This window comes from Candidatus Baltobacteraceae bacterium (assembly GCA_036488875.1).
Lineage (GTDB): Bacteria > Vulcanimicrobiota > Vulcanimicrobiia > Vulcanimicrobiales > Vulcanimicrobiaceae > JAFAHZ01.
In genome coordinates this window covers 324892-346090 of sequence record DASXGW010000008.1, presented here as the reverse complement: position 1 = coordinate 346090, position 21199 = coordinate 324892, and the positions used below count along the sequence as shown (strand labels likewise).

The window sequence follows — 21199 nt, the reverse complement described above, 5'->3', positions numbered from 1 at the left end:
CGGACTCTTCATCGCTCACCTCTCCGGTCCCGGAAAGGTGTGGCTGCAGACGCTCACACTGCCCAACCTCGCGCACGCACTGCTGCCGTACATGGGCAAAGAGGCGGCCGTGCAGACGACGCAAGCCGGACTTGCCGGCGGAATAGCCGGCGCCGTCTTAAAAGATATGTTCGGGAATTAACTATCCCAAAAAACGAGCGGTGTCTTGTCCGAGCGATTAACCTGAAAATTAGCGAGGACAAGACACCCCGAGTTTAAGCAGCTGTTTTCTTTTTGCGTTTCGGTGCAGGCTTCTCTTGTGAAGCACCGCGACGCTTTTTGCTCTGTTCCAAACTTTGTGCGAGCACGTCCATGAGGTTGACGACCTTCGACGGCTTCGAAACCTTCTTGGGTTTGGGCAGCTCTTTGCCGGCGGCGCGCGCTTCGATCATTGCAAGCAGCTCGTCGTGGTATTTGTTGGTGAACTTCTCCGGTTCGAAGTCGGCGACGGTCATCGTGTCGATGAGCATCTTCGCCATCTTCATTTCGGCTTCGGGCAGCTTCTCGTCGCCCGGAAGGTCGAGCGTGCTCGACTCCACGATCTCGCCGGCCCAATGCATCAGCTCGAGCACGAGGGCGTGATCGATTGGTTTGACGGCGGCGATGTACTCTTTGGTACGAATGACGACGCGCGCGATCGCGACGCGATTGCTCTTCTGTAAGGCTTCGCGCAATAGCGCGTAGGCGTGGCGCCCCTGCTTCGTCGGCTCGAGGTAGTACGGCTTGTCGAAGAACATGGGATTGATCTTCTCGATCTCGACGAACTCCAGAATGTCGACGGACTGCGTCGCTTCCGGATTGACCTTCTTGAAATCTTCGTCGGTGAGAATGACGTACTCGCCCTTCTCGTACTCGTATCCCTTGACGATCTCGTCCCACGGAACCGGCTTTTCTTCGACGCTGCAGATCCGCTCGTATTTGATGCGGCCTTCGTCTTTTTTATGCAGCATGTTGAAGGAAAGCTCGTCGGTTTTCACCGCGGTGAACAGCTTCACCGGAATGGTAACCAGACCGAAGTTGATCGCCCCAGACCAAATTGCATGCGCCATAGATGGCTATTGTACCCACAGCTTCTGGGCTTTTGCAATGGCGGGTTCGAGGCGCTGCTTCTTCCAGGCCGTGCCGCCCCAGAGGTCCCCTTCGGCCTTCAGCCGTTTACCAGCCGTGCGGATGTTGTATTTGGCGAACTCGTCCCACGGGGCGACTTGGCCGCGTTTGCGCGCGAACGCTTCGACCTCGGACCACTTGAGCGGCATCGACACGGGCGCGCCGTCGCGCGCGCGTACGGAGTACGCAACGACGTAGGTCTTACCGCGACCGACCTGCTGGAAATCTAAATACACGGCTTGGGGGTCGCGCTTTTTGATCGCGCGCTCGAGCGACACGGCGCGATCGGTTTCGCGCGCGACGTGGCGCGCCGCCAGCTCGGCAAACAGTTTGACCGATTCGTACGAATAGCCGTCGACCAGCGGAACGAAAAAGTGAAGGCCCATCCCGCCCGAGGTCTTGACCAAGCCGTCGAGACCGATGGCGCGCATCGCCTCGCGCATGGCGAGCGTGACGCCGGCGAGGTTCTGCAGCGTACACTTCTCGCCCGGATCGAGATCGAAGAACACGAAGTCCGGCTCGTCGAGCGTGTCGACGTGCGACGTCCATACGTGCAGCACGATCGACGCGAGATTTGCAACGTAGACGAGCGTGGGTTCGTCGTTGCACACGACGTAGGTAATCTTCCGGCCTTCGGCGCCGGTGGTCGTCACGCGATCGACCCAATCCGGAACGCCCTTGGGCAGCCGCTTTTCGAAAAACGATTCGCCCTCGATGCCGTTCGGATAGCGCTGCAAGGTCAGCGGCCGCTCTTTGAGGTGCGGTAAGATCGCCGGCGCTACGGACTGGTAATAGTCGATGAGCTCACCTTTGGTGTAGCCGTCGCGCGGCCACAGGACCTTATCGAGGTTCGACAGCGAAAGCGTGCGCGTCCCGACTTTGACCGCGACGCGCTCGGCAGCGCTCACGCGTCGCTCCGATGCTTGGGCAACTCGAGCACGACTTGGCTCGCGGCTTTATCGACCCGCAACCCGAGAAAAGCGGGTTGGCGCAACAGCAAGTCGCGCGTCCATTCGGCGAAGCGAATCTCGGCGACGAGCTCGGGCTTGACCCAATGCGCTTTCACGTTGCCCTCGACCGGCGTGTCGAACGGCGACGTCTTGCGCTCGATGGAGCGAAGCTTAGCGTGCAGCTCCAGCAAGAACTTGTGAGAGAATCCCGTTCCGACGTGACCGACGTAGCGGAACTTCTTGCCGTCGTACGCACCGAGCAGCAACGCGCCGAACCCCTTGCGGCTTCCGCGCGGCTCCGTGTAACCGCCGATGACGAACTCCTGCTCGAGCTGCGCTTTGATCTTTACCCAGTCGCGGCTGCGGCGTTCTTGATAGACCGAGTCGCGCTTCTTGCCGACGATGCCCTCGAGCTGCTTCGCCTTTGCCTGCGCGAAGAGCGATTTGCCTTTGCCCGCGATATGCTTGGAGAACAGGACCAGCTGGTCGTCGCGGATGAGCCGCGAGAGCAACTCCTTGCGCTCTTCCAGCGGCGTTTTCCGCAGATCGCGCCCGTCGGCGTAGATGAGATCGAAGGCCGCATACGTCAGCACCGTATTTTTCTTTTGCGACTCCTGAAGACGCTGAAACGCCGAGCGGCCCTCCGAGTCGAGACTCACGATCTCGCCGTCGACGACGATCGGAACGCTCCCGAACGCGTCCTTGAGCTCTGCGAAACACGGAAAGCGCTTGAGCATGTCCAAGCCGTTGCGCGAGACGAGCGATAACGTTCCTTTTTCGTCGATCGTGCAGATCGCGCGATAGCCGTCCCACTTGATTTCGAAAAGCCAGCCGTCGTCGTCGAACGGTTCGTCGATGAGCGTCGCCAGCATCACGCCCTTGAGGTGTGGAACCGGATCGCGACGCGTGCGCTCGGCGAGTTTTGGAACGGCGGCGTGACGCGAACGCGCGCTCGGTTTCGATTGCCACGTCTTCGCGCGCGGGTCGCGGGCGACGTCGGCCAACGTCTTTCCCGACTTGACCGATTCGGGATGAGCGGCCGGATCGTACTTAGGATCCGCGTACTCGTCGCGGTCCTTAAAGAGCAGCCACGGGTCGCCGGACTCGCTTTCGCGCGGCTTGATCTTGACGAGCGTGAACTCGCCCTTGAGTTTTTCGCCGTGCATGACGAACTTGATCTTTCCGTTGGCGATCTCTTCGGCGGGATCGTCGCCTTCGACGAGCGAGTACGTTCCTTCGTCCCAAACGATCACGCTGCCGGCACCATACTGGCCCTGCGGAATGTTGCCCTCGAAATCGCGGTAATCCATAGGATGGTCTTCGACGTGCATCGCGAGCCGGCGATCGAGCGGCGCCAGCGTCGGCCCTTTCGGCACGGCCCACGACGCGAGTACGCCGTCGGCCTCGAGCCGGAAGTCGTAATGCAGGCGGCTCGCGCGGTGCATCTGCACGACGAACTTCAGCCGCTTGGAAGCAGCCGCTTTCTTTCCGCGCGGCTCGGACGTGATCCCGAAGTCGCGCTTCTTGTGATACGTTTCGAGCGAGCCGGGACGCCGGCTCGCTCGAGTTTGCTTCGGTGATGGCGGCATTACTGCCGTCTTCGACGGGTTACCGTCGCTACACCCTCGCGCCTCGACCGCTGAACAGGTTGATGATCAGCAGGACCACGGCAACCGCCAGCGCGATGTGGATTAGGCCACCGGTGAGATGCACCGCAAAGAACCCGATGAGCCACACGATGAAGAGTATAACGATGATCGCCCAGAGGATGCCTGCCATAAGTGTTACTGCCTTCCCTACGTCGGTGACGTTACGGTTGTCTTCTGTTGAGTGGACGATCCTTGGTTGGGAGCGCCAGGTTGTGTGATGGTCGTCGTGGATGACGACGACGTCGACGTTGACCACGGATGCCACACGAAGAGTGCTACCAGTATTGCGACGATGACGATCGCAAGCACGGCAATCCCCGCGGAGCCGCCGCTATCCCGTTCGACGATAATCGGATCTCGTTGTCCCATGGGATTCGTGTTTCCCAACCGAAGGGGGCTACAAAACGCACATGTGGAATATAGGAGGTTTGGCGCTCGCACTCTTCCTCGCCGGAGTCGCGTTTGTGCGCAGCCGCTCGCGTGGCGGTTATTACGATGCAGAACTGTACGGAATGGTACCGAGCACTCACCGGCGCTATGCAGCGGTTAGCCTGGCGTTTGCTTTCTTCTTCGCGATCGCGCTGGCGCTGCGAGCCGAACCGGCGGGGATCGTTCTGCTCTCCGTGTACGCGGTGATCGCGCTCTTGTATCTCACTTCATTTCTTCGCGGGTACGCAGATACCGATGAATGACTTTCGATTCTCTCCCCGCCCCAATCGCGCGAGCGAAATCGGCTGGATGCCCTGGGGTACGGATGCTTTCGAGCGCGCGCGTTCGGAGGACAAACCGATTCTGCTGTCCATTTCGGCGGTGTGGTGTCACTGGTGCCACGTGATGGACGAAACGTCGTACTCCGATCCCGGCGTCATCGCCGCGATCAACGAACGATTCGTTCCAGTGCGCGTCGACAACGACCGCCGTCCCGACGTCAACGCCCGGTACAACATGGGTGGTTGGCCGACGACGGCGTTTCTGTCGCCAGACGGTTCCACCTTAACCGGCGCGACGTATCTGCCGCCGGCGCAAATGCGCCGCGCGCTCGACGAGATCGCGAACTTCTACACCGAGCAGAAAGGTGCGCTCGCCGAGCGGGCGCTCGAGATGCGCTCGCAGCGCGCGACGTATCGTCCCTCGTCGCGGGACGATCTGCGCGAAAGCATGATCGTCCGTCTCACCGAGGAGCTGCTCGAATCGTACGACGACGAGTACGGCGGTTTCGGCGACGCTCCGAAGTTTCCGCAGCCGGAAATGCTCGAGTACTTGCTCGCGGAATGGCGTCTTTCGCGCGAACAGCGCCTGTACGAGGTGGTTGCGAAAACGATGCTGGGCATGTCGCGCGGCGGAATGTACGATCACGTCGAGGGTGGGTTCTTCCGCTATTCGACGACGCGCGACTGGTCGGTGCCGCACTTCGAAAAGATGGCCGAAGATCACGCCGGACTGCTGCGCGTTCTAGGGCAGCTCGTGCTGTTCGGTTCCGCGGCCGACTTCCGCGCGACGCTCGTGTCCGCATATTCGTATCTTCGCGACGTTTTGCGCGATCCGCAGACGGGACTGTTCGCGGGGAGCCAAGATGCCGACGAGGAGTATTACACGTTGCCGCTGGAGGAACGCCGCGCGCACGGCGCTCCGTACGTCGATCGCACGTCCTACACGAACTGGACCTGCGGACTTGCCGGCGCGCTGGCGTGGACTGCGCGCGCGCTCGACGACGACGCAATCCTCGCCCAAGCGCTGCAATGTCTGGATTACGTTCACGACACGATGCGTGACGACGACGGACTGGCGTATCACTTCATCGAGCCGGGAGGGAGGCCGCGCGTTCGCGGCCTGCTGACCGACCAAGTCGCCTATTTGCGCGCGCTGCTCGACGCGCACGAAACGTCCGGCGAGCGGCGCTTCCTCGAGCGGGCCGAGGCGTTGGCGCGTGCAACGACGGCGCGCTTCGCCGCCGAGGACGGCGGATTCTACGACCGGACCGGCGGCGAAACGCTCGGCCGCCTCGACATCGCCGACCGGCCCCTCGTCGATAACGGGCTGCTTGCCGAGTCGCTGCTGCGGCTCGCGAGCCTTACCGGCGACGGGTCGTGGCGGGACGCCGCGGAGCAAACGCTCGCGCTCTTCGCCCGGACGTATGCGGCGGGCGGCCCCTTCGCGGCGCCGTACGCCCGGGCGCTGCGTCGCTATCTCTGCCCCGAGGCCGTCGTCCGCATCGTCGGCGATGCCCAAAGCACCGGTGACTTCCGCGAGGCGGCAATCCGCCTGCCCAGTCCGTTCGTGTCGATCCGTACCGCACCGTCGGGTGCGGACCAGAGCTTGCCCGACGAGCCTCGACCGGCGGCGTACGTCTGCGCGGGAACCGCCTGCGGAAGCCCGGCCACCGATCCGGCCGGCATCCGGGCGGCCTACGACGACCTCTCGGCGGTGAAACACCGCGCATAGTGGGGCGTACTTAGCGTCGGAGGATCAAAAAGGTGACACCGTACGCCCAGATGCTGGCTCTCCGCATGCGCCCCGAAGCGCAAGCAACGTTTGCCTACGAGTACCAGCGCTACGCCAAGGACCCCAGCCTCGCACTCGTCCTGACGATCGTTCTCGGAGTCGTCGGCGGCGAATCGTACTACATCGGGAACTACGTCCGAGGCATTCTGATGTCGATCGCACTGTTCACCGGCATCGGCGCTTTGATCGCCGTGCCGATGTGGATCGTGCGCTGCTTCACTATCACGGGCGAAGTGGAGACGTACAACGATTACGTCGCGTACGCTCTCGCGTTGCGTTACGGTGCGTACCAAAACGCAGATGCCGGCGAAATGCCGCCCGCGCCGCCGCAACCGCCGCAAGCCGCGCGCACTCGGCCGAACATCGGCGGCCTTCCGGTTCCGCTTCGCAGCGTCTAAGTTCGAATAAAGGTCTGCCAGAACCAGATTCCCCAGAGTCCCACGACGCACGAGTACGCGACCAGCACGTAGCCCCATCGGGCGAAGCGGTCGCGTACTGCGAGCATCATGAGCGCAACGAGGAACGGTTCGAAGTCGAGCGCGTGGCGCATCCCGAACTGCGCGAATCCGTTGACGTAGTACACGAAGTTCGGCGCCGCTGCCGCCAGCGTCAGGATCCATAGCGCGATCGTCCAGCGAAACGGCGAGCGCGCGAAAAACGCGAGGATCAACGCCGGCGACGTCCAGGTCAACGCGACGCCCGAGATATCGGGCTGCAGTCCCGGATAGTCGGTGAGCTGCTTGGGCGCTTGGACGAAGAACGACCATAGCTGGTACGGCAAATACTCTAAACGGAACGGCGATCCGGTCGGCATCCCGGCTTGATCTTGGTGGTACCACGCGACGTAACCGATGTCGTTCCACGTTCCCCAGCGCGCCTCGTTATACCATAGCCACAGCAGTGCGACCGGAACGAGTACGGCGGCGAACTGCGCGACGGTTTGCTTCCACTGCTTGGGCGCACCGAGCAGAACGAAGTAGACGGGCACGGCGAGCAGCAGCGAGAAGCGCGACTCGAACGCGCACGCCGCCCACAGCGCCACGAGCCACGGGCGCCGCTTTCCGGCAATCTCCGCAAGCGCCAGCATCGTAAAGGCGACCGCGCTGACGTGCGCGATGAACCAGACGTCGCCGAACGTCGCACACCACAGCAGATCCGTTCCGGCTAACAGAAACGCGCAGATCCACGCGTTGCTCGCCTGGGACAATCCGAAGCGCTCGCCGAGCTGCCACGCCGCACCGACCGCGACGCCGCACAGCGCGACGGAGAGCACCGTTTGATTCGCCTGCAATCCGGCAGCGGCAACGTAGGGCAACAGCAGAATCGCCGGCAGCGGCGCCTCGATGACGTAATAGCGTCCGGCGTACCGCAATGCATCGATCCACGCGCCCGGCAAGTCGATCCACGCGTGCCCGTGCAGCAACGCTTGCGCCAGATAAACGTAATTGTCGTACGGCGTGGCGCGCAGGTGCGAGAGTGCGGCGGTGATGACGGCCGCGACGACTCCCGCGAGGACCGCAGGCCTTACGCGCACGAGCCTGCCGTCAAATCGGCGGAAGCGTGGCGTGCGGCAGCGGCCGCGGCGGTTCGAACGTCGAGGGCGGAAGCGAATCGGGGAAGCGGTAGTCGCTCCAGGCGATCCGTTCGCGCGCCGGCTTCCCATTGACGACCGCGGTGACTTCGGCCAGCACCGGCATCCAGTACTTTCCGAACTGGGCGTACGCAATGTGCGCGGTACCGCTCGAGCTCTGCGTGCCGGTCTTGAAACGCACGTCCTTCGGAAGATACTTCAGTCCGTCGATCGTCACGCGGTCGACGACGGCGTCCGCTCCATGGATCAGCGGCGCCGCGGCGTATTGATAATCGACGTGGTGACCGTCTTTGAGCGAACGCAGGAAGAGCAGTTCGTACGCTGCGGCCTTGGGCGCGATGCGCGACACGTCGTACCGGTCCTCGCGCCGCCCGAAGCTGACGATTTTATGCACCAATGCGACGCCGTCGACCGCAAGCGTTTCGTCGCGCACCTGCGATCCGTTGCGATAGACGACGTGCCGCTGATCGATGTTGCTCGGCCCCGCTTGCGAAACCGTATACGTAAAGATGACCGCCTTGGGAACGGGCACCGTCTCGATCGCTACCGCGTAGCGCTGCAGCACGTACTGCGAATCGAGCTCGGCCGGCGTCGCGCCGGCCGCGGCAAGGATGAGGGCTAGAGCGACCAGCGCGCGCTTCATGTCACGCCAGCACGGCGTCGCGAATCGCGCGCAGCGCGGCGTCGGCCCCACCGGCATTTTTCCCGCCCCCTTGTGCCTGCGCCGGTTGTCCGCCGCCTTTGCCGTCGACGAGCGGTGCGGCCAGCTTGACGAGGTTACCGGCGTGAACGCCGCCGCGCACCAAGTCGTCGCTCGCACTCACCAACAAACTGACGGTACCGTCGTCCACGCCGGCGAGCGCGATGACCCCCGAAGGCAAACGGTTGCGAATCGCTTGACTCAAATGCCGCAGCGCTTCGCCGTTGGCTTCGTGCACGACCGCACCAACGAAGCTGCGATCGCCTTTGCGCTCGGCGCGCTCGACGTACGTTTGCGCGTCGGCGGCGGCCAGGCGCGCTTTGAGTTGTCCCAGGCCCGTTTGGAGATCGCGAACCTCGCGTTGCAGTTTGGCGATGCGATCGCCGAGCTCGTCGGGCGTCGTGGCCAGCGACGACGACAACGTCGAAACGAGATCGCTCTGACGCGTGACGAACGTTTCGGCGGCGTCGGAGACGCACGACTCGATGCGCCGGATGCCGCTGCCGACCGAGAACTCGGACAGAATGAGGAACATGCCGAGCTCGCCCGTGGTGTGCGAATGCGTACCGCCGCAAAACTCAACCGACGGTCCGGCTTGAACGACGCGGATCAGCTCGCCGTACTTTTCACCCGCCATCCAGATCGCGCCGCTTTCTCGCGCCTGATCCAGCGGCATGACGCGCGTCACCAGGTGCGAGTCGTCGCGAATCATCTCGTTGACGCGGTGCGCGACCGAGTGCTTCTGTTCGGGCGAGAGCGCTCCGCCCGGCCAGCGGAAATCGAAACGCATGCGGTCGATCCCGACCCACGAACCGGCCTGCACGACGTCGTCGCCGAGCACGTCTTTGAGCGCGCGCTGCAGCAGATGGGCCGACGTGTGATGGCGGCGAATCTCGCGGCGCCACCAATCGTAGACTTCGGTACGCACGCGTTCGCCGGCCGTGATTTCTCCGCCGGTCACGACGCCGGCGTGCGCGATGGCGTCGCCCATGTACTGCGTGTCGCGCACTTCGAACGTGCCGGTGTCGCTGCTGACGATGCCGCGATCGCCGACCTGTCCGCCGCGCTCGGCGTAGAACGACGAACGATCGAGAATCAGCGTCCCCTCTTGCCCGGCGCTCAGCGTTTGCACCGGCTTGTCGCCTGCAAGAATGGCGACGATTTCGCCGTCACTCGAGAGACCGTCGTAACCGGTAAACTCGCTCTTGATCGCGGGAACTTCCGCGAGCGAGACGACGGCGCGCTTCGCGGCCGCGTCGCTGCGAGCGCGTTCGCGCTGCTGATTCATCAGCTGCTCGAACGCCACCGTATCGACGGCGGCGGCGTGTTCGCCCGTGATCTCGCGCGTCAGCTCGATCGGGAACCCGTACGTGTCGTGCAGCATGAACGCGTCCTCGCCGCTCACCAGACGCGTGCAGTTGGCGATCGCGTCGTCGATGAGGCCGTCGAGCATCTTCATGCCGCGCTCGAGCGTCCGGTCGAAGGTCTGCTCTTCGGTCCGTAACGCATTGGCGATGCGGCCGACGTTCTGCCGAAGCTCGGGGTAGCCCGGCTCGAGCGACTTCACGACGGCCGGCACGAGTTCGGTGAGAAACCCGTTGGGAAAGCCCAGCAGCCTGCCGTTGCGAATCGCGCGGCGAATCAGAAACCGCAAGACGTAGCCGCGATCGGTGTTGGACGGATAGATGCCGTCGTTGATGAGAAACGTAGCGGCCCGCGCGTGATCGGCGACGATGTTTTGCCGCGTACCGCGCTCCGCCGGCGAGAGCGAACCCTCACCAGGCGGCATAGCGGCGATAATGTCGGAGAAGAGATCCGTGTCGTACATCGACGCCACGCCGTTGGCCAACGCCAGCACGCGCTCGAAACCCGCGCCGGTATCGATCGCCTTACGCGGCAGGTCGACCAGCTTGCCGTCCGACGTGCGATTGTATTGCTGGAAAACCAGATTCCAGAACTCGACGTAGCGGTTGCCAAGGTTTGGTCCCGTATCGTCGGGTCCACTGGCGTTTTCGGCGCCGGTGTCGTAGAAGATCTCGCTGCACGGCCCGCACGGACCGGTCGAACCCATCGTCCAAAAGTTGTCTTCGTCGAAACGCGTGACGCGCGACGGCTCCAGCCCGATGTCGTCGACCCAAATACGCTCGGCTTCGCCGTCGCTCGTGTGCACCGTGACGTAGAGCTTGCTCGGGTCGAGCGCGAGCGTCTTGGTGACGAACTCCCATGCCATCGCGATCGCTTCGCGCTTGTAGTAGTCGCCGAAGCTGAAGTTTCCGAGCATCTCGAGGAAGGTGCCGTGCCGGCCGGTCCGGCCGACGTTTTCGATATCGCTCTTTGCGCCCGCAACGCGCAGGCAGCGCTGGACCGTCACCGCGCGGGGGGCCGGCGCGGGCTGCTCGCCGAGGAAGACCGGTACGAACTGCTCCATGCCGGCGATCGTAAAGAGCGTCGTCGACATCTCGTGGGGGATGAGCGTCGCCGGCGGCAACAGCTTATGCCCCTTGGAAACAAAAAAATCGATCCAGGCTTGTCGTAACTCTTGAGACTTCATGGGCTAGCCACAAATGATAGCAGAAACGCCCCCCACCCTCCTACTACCGGTGAGGGGCGGCCGGGCAAGCGGGGCCGAAGAACCCCCATCCCATGGAACGAAGCTTTGAGCCGTTCCTGATTACGGCTATTGAGAACGCCAATGACGCCGTCATCGTCTACGACTACGCGCCGGGGCCGATCCCGTTCCGGATCCGCTACGTCAACCCCATGTTCGAGCGCCAGACCGGCTACCGGGTGGAAGAGGCGATCGGGCAGTTCCCCGAGTTGATGTACGGTCCCAAGACCGATCGCGCGGCGGTCGAACGCGTCTCGCAGACCCTCATCGCCAAACTGCCCGTCGAACTCGAGACGCTGCGCTATCGCAAGGACGGGACGACGTTCTGGGCCCAGATCAACATGCGCCCGCTCTGCGACGACGACGGCAATCTTTTGGGAGTCGTCGCGATACAGCGCGACGTCACCGACCGCGTGAGAACGAACGAGAATCTCGAGCTGCTCTCGGCCGCGATGAATCAAGCCAGCGACGCGATGGCCGTCTTCGAGCGTCGCGAGGGCGCGAATCAGTGGGTACTGGCCTACGTCAACGAGATGTTTTTACGGCTCGTCGGTTACCGGCGCGAAGAGGTCATCGGCCGCGCGTCCGACTTCCTTGCCGGCCCCGAAACCAACGTCGAGACGTTGATAGAGTGGCGCCGGCGCCTCCTCGACGGCGAACCGGTGCACGGCGTATTAGCGCTGTACCGCGCGAACGGAACGCGCTTTTGGGCTGAAGCCAGCGGTCGCCCGATCAAACAAGCGCTAGCGAGCAGCGTCTATTCGATCGTCGTGTACCGCGACATCACCGAAGAGTACGAGCGCGAGCGGCAGCTCAGTTACGAGGCTTCGCACGATCCGCTTACCAGCGTACACAACCGGCGTTCGCTCGAGCGCGCGCTGGAAGAGGCTCTCCAAGAGACGCGCGCCGGCGGAATGACGCACGGCTTGATCTATTTCGATCTCGACGGATTCAAACCGATCAACGACCGGCACGGACACGAAGCCGGAGACCGCATTCTCGTGCAGCTTGCGACGGCCGCGAGCGCAAAACTGCGCCGCGTCGACTTGCTGGCGCGCATCGGCGGCGACGAGTTCGTCGCGCTGCTGCGCGGCTGTCCGCCGTCGGTTGCCGAGAACATCGCACGCGACATTCTCGAAGCGATCGGCGGCGTCACGTTGCTGTGGAACGGACAAGCGTTGCGGGTCGGCGCCAGTATCGGCGTGATCTCCGTCGATTGCACGGTTCACAGTGTCGCGCAGGCACTGCGCCGCGCCGACGAAGCGTGTTACGAGGCCAAACGCTCCGGCCGCAATCGGATCTACGTCGCGTCGTAAGGATTACTGTTCGGCGAGTACGGTGCGGAGTTTTTCGAGCGCTTTGGCTTGCAAGCGCGAAACGTGCATCTGCGAGACGTTGAGCCGTTTGGCGATTTCCGTCTGCGAGACCGACTCGTAAAACCGTAAGTAAATGATCACTCGCTCGCGGCCCGTGAGCACGGTGAACGCGCGTTCGAGATTGGCGCGGTCTTCGAGCAGCTCCAAACCGGCGTCGTTGTGACCGACGGTATCGGCGAGGGTCTGAGATTTTTTCTCGGTCTCGCCGGAGACTTCGCTGTCGAGCGAGAGCAGGTTGTACGCCTGCCCGAGTTCTTGCGCTTCGAGAATTTCTTCTTCGGTTGCGTTGAGATGGGTCGCCAGCTCGCCGACGGTCGGGCTGCGCCCCATCTCGATCGCGAGTTTGTCGCTGGCACGGTTGACCGCGAGATTGAGTTCCTGGAGCCGCCGCGGCACCTTCACCGCCCAGCCTTTATCGCGGAAGTAGCGCTTGATCTCGCCGACGATCGTCGGCGTAGCGTAGGTCGTGAACTCAACGCCGCGATCGGTTTCGAAGCGATCGATCGCCTTGAGCAATCCGACGGTGCCGACCTGAACGAGATCGTCGAGCGGCTCGCCGCGATTGGCAAACTTGACCGCCAAGAAGCGCACGAGGTTCAGGTGCGCGACGACGAGCTCATCGCGCAGCGATTCGTACTGTTGGTCGTGGCGCTCCGGGTAGCTCTCATGTCGCTTACGCGCATCGGCAAAAAGAGAAAAGAGCGCGCGCGTCCGTTCGCGGTCCGGGCGCGAGTCGTCACGTTCGGTCACGTCGTTATGCCGTTGCGCCCTGCAGCCTCTTAACCATTACGAGGTCCGTCCCCGCCTCGGGATCGACGTCGTACGCCACCTCGTCCATTAGCGTACGAATGAGAAAAACGCCCAATCCGGCGATACGCGCTTCGTCGAGATCCATGGTTTTGCCGTTCTCACGAGAGAGCGCCTGCCGGCCCGCGTCGCGCACGCGAACGCGAAGTCCGTTCGACGACGTCTCACACGTGAGATCGATGAACTCGCCGTGGCGTTCGTGTTGGATGACGGCGGTACACGCCTCCGCCACCGCAAGCTTAATATCCTCGATGTCTTCGATCGAGAAGCGCAGTCGATTGGCAACCGCGGCGACCGCCAGTCGAGCTAGCGCAACCCATTCGGCTCGGCTTGGAATGCGCAGCTCGACGAGATCGGTACTCAACTGCTCGACCGCTTGTTTCACACAAGCGCCTTCATCGCCGAGTCCTCGTTATCGAAGATGCCGAAGATCTTCACGAGTCCGGTGATGTCGAATATTTTCTTGATCTGCGGGTTCGTGCAAACGAGGTTGACCGAACCGCCGTGCTCGCGCACGCGCTTGAGACCGCCGATGAGAACGCCAAGTCCGGTCGAATCGATGTAGCGAACCTTCTCGAGATTGATCACGAGATGGTAGACGCCCCGATCGATCAGCTCGCCGATTGCATCCTTGACCTTCGGCGACGTATAGACGTCTATCTCGCCGCTCAAATCGACGACGTAACAGTCACCCGGTGCCTCACGTACGTTGACCTTGATGTCCAATGTGTTATCCCCCGTCCCGAGCATCTGCCCGGGATGTCATTGCTTCACTCTCGAGTTCGCCGCGCGTTTGCGTCGCCGCGTTGCGGCCCTCGTCGACGGCGGCGTCGAGGGTCGTGCGCGCGTTCTCAACAACCTGGCGGCCGCGCTCGTACAGCTCGGACGCGCTCGATTGCCACTGCGACGTCACGTCGCCCACCTTGCCGCGCAAATCTTCGGTGGCATCCTTGGCAAAATTACCCGCTTCGCGCACCTTTCCAACGACGATGTCCCGCGTATCTTCTTGCGAAAGCAAAACGGCGGCGGCACCTCCGACGATAGCGCCGATGAGAAAGCCGACGAAGAATCCACCTCCGCCTTTACCGTTGCTCATAATAAACCGACTCCTAGCTTAGGGTTGGTCTGTGGACTTCTTTCCCGTAACCAAGCGCCGTAAACCAGCGCTGATTCCGCTCGCGGCGGCGCCCACGTTGACGAGCGCCGGCGTGAAGGCGCGTTTGGCGAGGTCGGCCGTATCGGAGAGGCTGCCGGCGACGCTCTCGAGCGATCCGACCACCCCGCCCAACCGGGCCAGGGTCTCGTCGGCCGTGCCGGCTATGCCGTCGACGTGGCTCAACGTCTTCGCGACGGGCTCGCCGAGGTTTTCCAGCTGCCGGTCGACGCCGTCGAGGGTCGTGCCGAGCCGTTTGAGGGTCTTGGACAGGGCGAGCATCGCGATGAAGATGCCCAGACCGAATAAGAAGACGCCTACACCGACGAGGATGTCGCGTATTACGCTGCTGGTGTCTGCGGTCACGCTCGCTTGCCCTCCAAGGTCGGTCGCGGTTCGGGCCGCGCCGTCAATATCCCCTTTTGGGCCACAAGCTACGCAGGCGCCTCCGCGCCGGGGAGGCGCCTGCGACGGGGGGCCGTTACGGCAAGAGTTCCATGAGCGTCGGCACGGTCGACGAGCTCTCGCCCAGGTGAGATAGGCCGAACGCGTCCTCGATGAAGCGCAGCTCCGAGTAATGGTTCGAGGGCAGCGCGCTCTGAATCGGCTTGCCGTAGTTCGGCGTGATGACGATCACGGGAATGTGTCCGCCGCCGTGCGGATAGATCGATTTGCAGCACCCCGTTTGGGAGCTGTAGTCGTCTTCATCCCACGCCACGACGATCGCCGTGCCGGCGACGAACGTCTTCGAACGCGAGATCGTTTCGACGAGCTGATGAACGTACTTGTCGCCCTCGATCAGTAGTGCGTCGCCCGACGGACAGTCCGTCGTTCCGTGCATGTCGTGGCATTGATCCGGAACGATGAAGGTGAAGTTGGGCGCCGTGGACGGATTCGAGAGCGCGCTCGCGATATCCGACATGCTCTTGAGCGGCACGATGTTCTTCAGGCGCGTCGAGTTCGTGGCGACGTCCTTGAAGTACAGCAGCGGGTTATGCTTTTGCGCGTAGTGCGTCGGGCCGTTTCCGCTCGTGGTGGCCGGCGGATACTGCGGGCCGAGGTATCCCGCGCTGGGCATCGATTGCTCGAAAACTTTCCAGGTCATGTGCTTTCCTTCGAGCAGATCGGCCAAGTTTTTTGCGTTCGCCGCCTGCTTATCGCACGGGCTCTGCGCGGGTTGAGCGTAGCAGCTCGCGTTGTCGTCCTGAATGCCGAAGTAGCTTCCGGCGAACAGCGACAAGTAGTTCGGCAGGCTTGGGTGCGTGGTACCGAAGCTGAACGTTTGGAGGCCGTACTTCAGGGCCAATGCCGTAATATGCGGAGTATCCGCACCGTACGTGCTGGGATTTTCGTGGCCGATGACGTCGTCGAAGCCCTGATTCTCCATCATGATGTAAATGATGTGCGAGAGGTGCTTCACTCCAACGTGCGGTTGCAGATAGGCGGCGCCGAAGTCGGAAGAGGCTAACTCGGGTTGCGATCCGTTCGGGAGAGCAGCGCCGGCTCGGCCGCTTCCGCCGGATCCGGCGCACGCGCTGAGCGCGAGCGCCGCGACGGCCGAAAGAATGATTGAAACGGGGGACGTACGCATCGTTGCTTTGTCCTCTGCTTAAGATGAGTGCTGGATACAGCGTAATGAAACTAATTCACCAACCGCATCCCTGACGACGCCACTCGGTCTTAACCAACCGGACGAGACGATTATGCAATGCTAAGGACCTTTGGGGATCCTTAATAGTGGATTCGGTTACGCGCGCGCGCGAACGCGGCGCAGATTGGCCACGCCGGCGGCGACGGCTTCCAGCGCGCGATCGATCTCGGCATCGGTCGTGCCGATGCCAAGCGAGAATCGAATCGCGCCGCTTCTCCACGCGACGCCGGTGCCGAGCGCGGCAATCACGTGACTGGGTTCGAGCACGCCCGAGGTACACGCGCTCCCGGCCGATACGGCGACGCCGTCTAAATCCAAGCGCACCAGCAGCTCGTCCGAAGCGATGCCGGCAAAACTCGCGTTGAGGACGTTCGGCAGGCGCGGCGCGTCGGCGCCGTTGACGCGAACGTCGGGCACCGTTTCGAGGATTCCCCGCTCCAGGCGGTCGCGCAGCGCTTCGACGCGGACGCGCGTCGGCGTCCGTTCCGCCTCCGCGAGCTCCAGCGCGCGCATCAATCCGGCGATCCCGCCGACGTTCTCGGTCCCGGAGCGGCGTCCGAACTCTTGGCCGCCGCCGTACACCAGCGGCTCGATCGCGACGCCGTCGCCCGTCGCGAGAACGCCCACGCCTTTGGGTCCATAAAATTTGTGGGCGGAGAGCGATATTGCATCGACGCGCAGGGTCTGCACGTCGACCGGGAGCCATAAGGGCGTTTGGATGGCGTCCGTATGAAAGAACGCGCCCCGCGAGCGCGCGATTGCCGCGAGCTGCTCGACGGGTTGAATCGTTCCGATTTCGTTGTTCGCGTACATGACCGACGCAACGACCGTGTCATCGCGCAGGGCCGCTTCGAACGCCTGCGTCGCCACCACGCCGCGCTCGTCGACCGGCACGAGCGTTACGTCGAAGCCGTTCTCCGCGAGCGAGTCGAGCGCGTGCAGCACCGCGTGATGTTCGATCGTGCTCGCGACGACGTGACGCCCGCGGCCACGGCGCGCGGCGGCGCGCGCGGCTCCCACGATCGCCAAGTTGTCTGCTTCCGAACCGCTGCCGGTAAACGTGATGCCTTTACGCGCGACGCCGAGAACGCGCGCAACGCGGTCGCGCGCGTCGTCGAGCACTGCGCGAGCGCGCCGGCCCTCCGCATGCAGCGAACTGGGATTGAACGGACCCTCGCTTAGTGCCAAACTCATGGCATCCGCAGCTTCCTTGCGTAAGGGAGTAGTCGCCGCGTAGTCGAGATACACGCGCGAAGAATTTTGATGACTCACAGGGCGCTCCCAGGCGTGCCCTTTACCATAACACTCGTGCGAAGCTCCAACGCACACTCCGAGAAGTAGCAACGGGAAACTGGCGGTCTGGGAAAAAAACCAGGCCGCCTTTTTTATTTGTCATTCTCGCCCGGCTCATAATACTTGCGGTCTTTTAAATTGTCAGGCAAGTTCAATTGTTTGACGTCGTAATCGTCATGAGCGTAGTGGTAGTCTTTGCCGTAGCCGAGTTGACGCATCAGTCCCGTAGGAGCGTTGCGCAGGTGCAGCGGTACCGGGTCGTTGCGCGTCTCTTCGACGTCGTGCGCGGCCGCGCCGTAGGCCCGACCGACGCTGTTGCTCTTAGGCGCCTTCGCCAAGTACAGCGTCGCGTGAGCCAGCGGAAAGAACCCTTCGGGCATGCCCACGAAATGGACCGCTTGCTGTGCCGCGATCGCGACCGAGATTCCGCGTGAGTCTGCCAAACCTACGTCTTCCGATGCTAGGATCACCAGCCGGCGCGCGATGAAGAGCGCGTCTTCGCCGCCGTCGATCATCCGTGCCAGCCAATAGACGGCGGCGTCGGGATCGCTCGCGCGTATCGACTTGATGAAGGCGCTGATGGTGTCGTAGTGAGCCTCCCCGCCCTTGTCGTAGACGGTGCCGCGGCGCTGCATGGCGTCGAGCACGAGCGCGCGTCCGACGATGCGCTTGCCGTCACGCTCCGAAGCCGTCGCGGCTGCAAACTCGAGGGCGTTGAGCGCCGCGCGCGCGTCGCCGTTGGCGAGATCGATCAGGGTCTTGCGGGCGTCCGGCTCCAGCACGACCGTGCGATCCCCGAGGCCGCGCTGCGCGTCGCTCAAGGCGCGATCGACGATGCTTCCGACGTCGTCGTCGCTCAGCGCCGAAAGCACGAACACGCGCGCACGCGAGAGGAGTGCGGAGTTCACTTCGAACGACGGATTTTCGGTTGTCGCGCCGATGAGGGTCACCGTTCCATCCTCGACGTACGGGAGAACCGCGTCTTGCTGCCCCTTGTTGAAGCGATGGATCTCGTCGATGAAGAGCACGGTGCGCGTGCCGGCCCGCAAGCGCGCTTTCGCCTCGGCCATCACGCGGCGAAGATCGGCTACGCCCGCGCTAACGGCCGAAAGCCGCTCGAAATAAGCGCCCGTACGATGCGCAACGATTTCGGCGAGGGTCGTCTTTCCGGTGCCGGGCGGGCCCCACAAAATCATCGACGGAACCGTATCGGCTTCGATCGCGCGCCGTAACGCACGGCCGGGACCGAGCACGGAGTGTTGTCCGACGAATTCGTCGAGCGATTGCGGCCGCATCCTAGCGGCCAGCGGCACGTTTTCGGGGCGTGCGAAGAGGGACGGCGCCGGCTCGTGCGATGCCATACGGGTTACGGAGCGGGCGACGCGCTTCCCACCGGCTGGGTGATCGGATTCTTGGGAACGTTCAACGGCTTGGGGGTCGCGAGGCCGCGATGCAGCTGTCCGGGAAACTGCATCGTCACGTTGCCTTCGGCGTGCGCTTGACCGGTGATGGTGTTGTAGACGACGTTGTCCGCGTCGACCTTGCGCGTACCCTGCGTGATGCGCACGTTGCCGCTGAGATCGAGATCGTGGGTTTCGTCGTTGAGCGTGCCGTTCGCGGAATCCACGACGGTGTCGTTCTCGACGTAATGCACGTTGCCGATCGCTTTATAGAGTTTTGCCTGGCCGTCGATTTCCGCGCGGTCGGCCGTTAGCGTCGAGGGTCCGTTCGATTTCGCCGAACCACCACCCAGCCCGCCGTAGTTTCCACTGTTATCGTGCATGACGACGTGCCCGACCAAATAGACGGTCGATTTCTTATAGTTGCCGTTGGCTTTGTCGGCCGTGACGTCGCCGCCGGCCCGCGTCATCAACACTTTTTCGTTGGTGTGGAAATCGCCGGTTTTGATGTTCGCGTCCACCGACGTCGCGTGTACGGTCCAAACGCCGAACTCCATCGTCGCCGCGCCGCTCGAAGCCTCGGGCTGCGGTGAGGGCATCGCCGCGGGCGGCGGCGAGACCGGCACGGGCGCCTGTCCGGGCGTTGCCGGGACGCGCGGACGCGGCGTCGGCGCCAGGAACGCGAGGGTGAGGACGACGGCCAGCAGACTTCGGATCATTTCGCTTGAGTACGCACCTTTACCGTAGGACGTTCGATCGGGCCGAGAAGTTCCGCAAGACGCGCTTCCGGCACCACGCCTTCCCGAAGCAGGCGCGCGTGCACACCGGTGAGATCGACAATGGTCGATTCGCGGTCGTAGAGCGTCGGTCCGTGTTGGATCAGCAAATCGGCCGGCGGCAGCGAATCGCACGCACCGTCGCCGCGGTACCTTGGACCGCCCGGCGGATTTGCCGAAACGCCCGCTAACGGTCCGCACCGTTCCAGCAACGATGCCGCCAGCTCGTCGTCGGGAACGCGAAACGCCACCGTTTGCAGGCCGGCCGTCAAATCGTCGCTGACGAAGCGCGGCTTGCGAATCAACACGATGACGGGGCCGGGGAGAAAACGTTTGGCGACGAGCACCGCGAGCTTATTGCCGGCAGCGTACTCCAAGAACTCCGCCACCGACGCTACGTGGATCGTGAGCGGACGCTGATCCGGACGCCCGAGCGCGGTGTAGACGCGATCGACCGCGTCGCTGCGCTGCGGATCGCACGCGAGCGCATAGCTCGTATCGGTCGGAAAGATGATCGTTCCACCGGCAAAGACGACGTTGGCAACCTCTTCGACCACCTCTTCGAGGCGCTCGGCGCTGGCGTCGACGACTCGGTTTACGCGCGACTCAGACGTGAACGCGGGCCCCCGTTCCCAACGCGACGCACGAAAGCGGATCGTCCGCGACGATCGCCGGTACGCCCGTCACTTCCGAAAGCAGCTTGTCGAGTCCGCGCAGCAGCGCGCCTCCCCCGGTGAGAATGATGCCGCGATCGATGATATCCGACGCCAGCTCCGGCGGCGTCTTTTCGAGCACCGACTTCACCGCTTCGACGATCGCGCCAACCGGCTCGTTGAGCGCTTCGCGAATCTCTTCGCTCGTGATCTTCACCGTCTTGGGCAGACCGTTGATCAGATCGCGCCCGCGAATTTCCATCGCGAGCTCTTGCTCGAGTTTGTAAGCGGAGCCGATCTTGATCTTGATCTCTTCGGCCGTGCGCTCGCCGATCATCAAGTTGTAGACCCGGCGAATGTAACGAACGATGGCATCGTCGAGCTTATTCCCCGCCACGCGCAGCGACTGCGAGACGACGATACCGCCCAACGAAATGACCGCTACGTCGGTCGTTCCGCCGCCGATATCGACGACCATGCTGCCCGACGGACCGTCGATGGGAAGCCCCGCGCCGATGGCGGCCGCCATCGGCTCCTCGACGATTTCGACGTCGCGGGCACCCGCCAGCTTAGCCGCGTCTTTGACGGCGCGCTCCTCGACGCTGGTAATCTCGGCCGGCACGCAAATCGTCACGTGCGGCTTGGGTTTGACGATCGACGACCACCACGAGCGATCTTTCATAACCTTCTTGATGAAGTACGAAAGCATCGCTTCGGTGACTTCGAAGTCCGCGATCACGCCGTCGCGCAGCGGCCGAATCGCCTGAATGTGTGCGGGCGTTTTGCCGAGCATCTGACGCGCTTCCTCGCCGACGGCGAGCACGCGGCCGGTGTTCATGTCCTTGGCCACGACGGACGGCTCGCGTAAGACGATGCCTTTGCCCTTGACGTGCACGAGCACGTTGGCCGTGCCGAGATCGATCCCGATATCCAAAAAAAAAGAC

23 protein-coding genes are annotated in these 21199 nt (G+C 63.1%); 5 read left to right on the top strand and 18 right to left on the bottom strand.

Translation table 11 applies throughout. From position 1 onward, the window contains the following. Positions 1 to 181, top strand: a 181-nt coding sequence (locus tag VGG89_11840; protein HEY1977235.1) for a hypothetical protein, incomplete at its 5' end; no start/stop codon positions are given. A gap of 73 nt (positions 182 to 254) precedes the next feature. On the opposite strand, the gene VGG89_11835 is transcribed toward VGG89_11840, so the two are convergent. The 4 genes from VGG89_11835 to VGG89_11820 are packed head-to-tail and all read right to left on the bottom strand — an operon-like array spanning position 255 to position 4010. Continuing rightward, a complete protein-coding gene (locus tag VGG89_11835; protein ID HEY1977234.1) occupies positions 255 to 1088 on the bottom strand; it encodes a Ku protein in 834 nt (277 codons plus the stop codon). 6 nt (positions 1089 to 1094) lie between these two features. Next, the gene (gene ligD, locus VGG89_11830) at positions 1095 to 2054 is read right to left on the bottom strand and encodes a non-homologous end-joining DNA ligase (protein ID HEY1977233.1); all 960 of its coding nucleotides are present in this window, start codon (positions 2052 to 2054) and stop codon (positions 1095 to 1097) included. Continuing rightward, a complete protein-coding gene (gene ligD, locus VGG89_11825; protein ID HEY1977232.1) occupies positions 2051 to 3685 on the bottom strand; it encodes a non-homologous end-joining DNA ligase in 1635 nt (544 codons plus the stop codon). Before ligD (VGG89_11825) ends, ligD (VGG89_11830) begins: the two co-directional genes overlap by 4 nt. Before the next feature lie 28 nt (positions 3686 to 3713). Beyond that, positions 3714 to 4010: a lmo0937 family membrane protein gene (locus tag VGG89_11820; protein HEY1977231.1), complete on the bottom strand. Its 297-nt coding sequence runs from the start codon at positions 4008 to 4010 to the stop codon at positions 3714 to 3716. 163 nt (positions 4011 to 4173) lie between these two features. Here VGG89_11820 and VGG89_11815 point away from each other — a divergent pair, with 163 nt between their 5' ends. The 3 genes from VGG89_11815 to VGG89_11805 are packed head-to-tail and all read left to right on the top strand — an operon-like array spanning position 4174 to position 6645. After that, positions 4174 to 4437, top strand: a complete 264-nt coding sequence (locus VGG89_11815; GenBank protein HEY1977230.1) for a hypothetical protein — start codon at positions 4174 to 4176, stop codon at positions 4435 to 4437. Further along, positions 4430 to 6187: a DUF255 domain-containing protein gene (locus VGG89_11810; protein HEY1977229.1), complete on the top strand. Its 1758-nt coding sequence runs from the start codon at positions 4430 to 4432 to the stop codon at positions 6185 to 6187. The genes VGG89_11815 and VGG89_11810 overlap by 8 nt, the downstream gene beginning before the upstream one ends. 32 nt (positions 6188 to 6219) lie before the next feature. Continuing rightward, a complete protein-coding gene (locus VGG89_11805) occupies positions 6220 to 6645 on the top strand; it encodes a hypothetical protein (protein HEY1977228.1) in 426 nt (141 codons plus the stop codon). Here VGG89_11805 and VGG89_11800 read toward each other — a convergent pair. Genes VGG89_11800 through alaS form a run of 3 tightly spaced genes read right to left on the bottom strand, consistent with a single transcriptional unit; the run spans position 6642 to position 11089 of the window. After that, positions 6642 to 7781 carry a hypothetical protein gene (locus tag VGG89_11800; GenBank protein HEY1977227.1) on the bottom strand — a complete coding sequence of 380 codons (1140 nt, stop codon included), beginning with the start codon at positions 7779 to 7781 and terminating at the stop codon, positions 6642 to 6644. The two genes, VGG89_11805 and VGG89_11800, sit on opposite strands and share 4 nt — an antisense overlap. 10 nt (positions 7782 to 7791) lie before the next feature. Continuing rightward, positions 7792 to 8481: a hypothetical protein gene (locus VGG89_11795; protein ID HEY1977226.1), complete on the bottom strand. Its 690-nt coding sequence runs from the start codon at positions 8479 to 8481 to the stop codon at positions 7792 to 7794. A 1-nt stretch (position 8482) separates the two neighbouring features. Further along, positions 8483 to 11089: an alanine--tRNA ligase gene (alaS, locus tag VGG89_11790; protein ID HEY1977225.1), complete on the bottom strand. Its 2607-nt coding sequence runs from the start codon at positions 11087 to 11089 to the stop codon at positions 8483 to 8485. A 92-nt stretch (positions 11090 to 11181) separates the two neighbouring features. On the opposite strand from alaS, the gene VGG89_11785 reads away from it, so the two are divergent. Beyond that, the gene (locus tag VGG89_11785) at positions 11182 to 12462 is read left to right on the top strand and encodes a diguanylate cyclase (GenBank protein HEY1977224.1); all 1281 of its coding nucleotides are present in this window, start codon (positions 11182 to 11184) and stop codon (positions 12460 to 12462) included. A 3-nt stretch (positions 12463 to 12465) separates the two neighbouring features. On the opposite strand, the gene VGG89_11780 is transcribed toward VGG89_11785, so the two are convergent. From VGG89_11780 to VGG89_11730, 11 genes are all read right to left on the bottom strand, one after another. After that, on the bottom strand, positions 12466 to 13272 hold the full coding sequence (locus tag VGG89_11780) for a SigB/SigF/SigG family RNA polymerase sigma factor (GenBank protein HEY1977223.1): 807 nt from the start codon (positions 13270 to 13272) through the stop codon (positions 12466 to 12468). Positions 13273 to 13276: 4 nt separating this feature from the next. Further along, positions 13277 to 13714: an ATP-binding protein gene (locus VGG89_11775; protein HEY1977222.1), complete on the bottom strand. Its 438-nt coding sequence runs from the start codon at positions 13712 to 13714 to the stop codon at positions 13277 to 13279. Continuing rightward, positions 13711 to 14055: an STAS domain-containing protein gene (locus VGG89_11770; protein ID HEY1977221.1), complete on the bottom strand. Its 345-nt coding sequence runs from the start codon at positions 14053 to 14055 to the stop codon at positions 13711 to 13713. Before VGG89_11770 ends, VGG89_11775 begins: the two co-directional genes overlap by 4 nt. Before the next feature lie 4 nt (positions 14056 to 14059). After that, entirely contained in the window at positions 14060 to 14425 is a 366-nt protein-coding gene (locus tag VGG89_11765; protein ID HEY1977220.1) for a hypothetical protein, read from the bottom strand. A gap of 18 nt (positions 14426 to 14443) precedes the next feature. Continuing rightward, positions 14444 to 14848: a DUF948 domain-containing protein gene (locus VGG89_11760; protein HEY1977219.1), complete on the bottom strand. Its 405-nt coding sequence runs from the start codon at positions 14846 to 14848 to the stop codon at positions 14444 to 14446. A gap of 115 nt (positions 14849 to 14963) precedes the next feature. After that, the gene (locus tag VGG89_11755) at positions 14964 to 16073 is read right to left on the bottom strand and encodes an alkaline phosphatase family protein (GenBank protein ID HEY1977218.1); all 1110 of its coding nucleotides are present in this window, start codon (positions 16071 to 16073) and stop codon (positions 14964 to 14966) included. Between the two features lie 156 nt (positions 16074 to 16229). Further along, complete coding sequence (locus VGG89_11750) at positions 16230 to 17381, bottom strand: cysteine desulfurase family protein (GenBank protein HEY1977217.1); 1152 nt, start codon at positions 17379 to 17381, stop codon at positions 16230 to 16232. A gap of 137 nt (positions 17382 to 17518) precedes the next feature. Beyond that, positions 17519 to 18787 carry a replication-associated recombination protein A gene (locus VGG89_11745; GenBank protein HEY1977216.1) on the bottom strand — a complete coding sequence of 423 codons (1269 nt, stop codon included), beginning with the start codon at positions 18785 to 18787 and terminating at the stop codon, positions 17519 to 17521. Between the two features lie 5 nt (positions 18788 to 18792). Further along, positions 18793 to 19545, bottom strand: coding sequence for an LPS export ABC transporter periplasmic protein LptC (lptC, locus tag VGG89_11740; GenBank protein HEY1977215.1), 753 nt, complete (start codon positions 19543 to 19545; stop codon positions 18793 to 18795). After that, positions 19542 to 20159: an L-threonylcarbamoyladenylate synthase gene (locus tag VGG89_11735; protein HEY1977214.1), complete on the bottom strand. Its 618-nt coding sequence runs from the start codon at positions 20157 to 20159 to the stop codon at positions 19542 to 19544. Before VGG89_11735 ends, lptC begins: the two co-directional genes overlap by 4 nt. Positions 20160 to 20208: 49 nt before the next feature. Beyond that, entirely contained in the window at positions 20209 to 21189 is a 981-nt protein-coding gene (locus VGG89_11730) for a rod shape-determining protein (protein HEY1977213.1), read from the bottom strand. Between the last annotated feature and the right edge of the window lie 10 nt (positions 21190 to 21199).

Excerpts from the sequence above, each read along its gene's own strand:
- VGG89_11795 (HEY1977226.1), bottom strand. The coding sequence starts at position 8,481 with ATGAAGCGCGCGCTGGTCGCTCTAGCCCTCATCCTTGCCGCGGCCGGC.
- VGG89_11835 (HEY1977234.1), bottom strand. The coding sequence starts at position 1,088 with ATGGCGCATGCAATTTGGTCTGGGGCGATCAACTTCGGTCTGGTTACC.
- VGG89_11785 (HEY1977224.1), top strand. The coding sequence starts at position 11,182 with ATGGAACGAAGCTTTGAGCCGTTCCTGATTACGGCTATTGAGAACGCC.
- lptC (HEY1977215.1), bottom strand. The coding sequence starts at position 19,545 with ATGATCCGAAGTCTGCTGGCCGTCGTCCTCACCCTCGCGTTCCTGGCG.
- VGG89_11765 (HEY1977220.1), bottom strand. The coding sequence starts at position 14,425 with ATGAGCAACGGTAAAGGCGGAGGTGGATTCTTCGTCGGCTTTCTCATC.
- ligD (HEY1977232.1), bottom strand. The coding sequence starts at position 3,685 with ATGCCGCCATCACCGAAGCAAACTCGAGCGAGCCGGCGTCCCGGCTCG.
- VGG89_11755 (HEY1977218.1), bottom strand. The coding sequence starts at position 16,073 with ATGCGTACGTCCCCCGTTTCAATCATTCTTTCGGCCGTCGCGGCGCTC.
- VGG89_11745 (HEY1977216.1), bottom strand. The coding sequence starts at position 18,787 with ATGGCATCGCACGAGCCGGCGCCGTCCCTCTTCGCACGCCCCGAAAAC.
- VGG89_11810 (HEY1977229.1), top strand. The coding sequence starts at position 4,430 with ATGAATGACTTTCGATTCTCTCCCCGCCCCAATCGCGCGAGCGAAATC.
- alaS (HEY1977225.1), bottom strand. The coding sequence starts at position 11,089 with ATGAAGTCTCAAGAGTTACGACAAGCCTGGATCGATTTTTTTGTTTCC.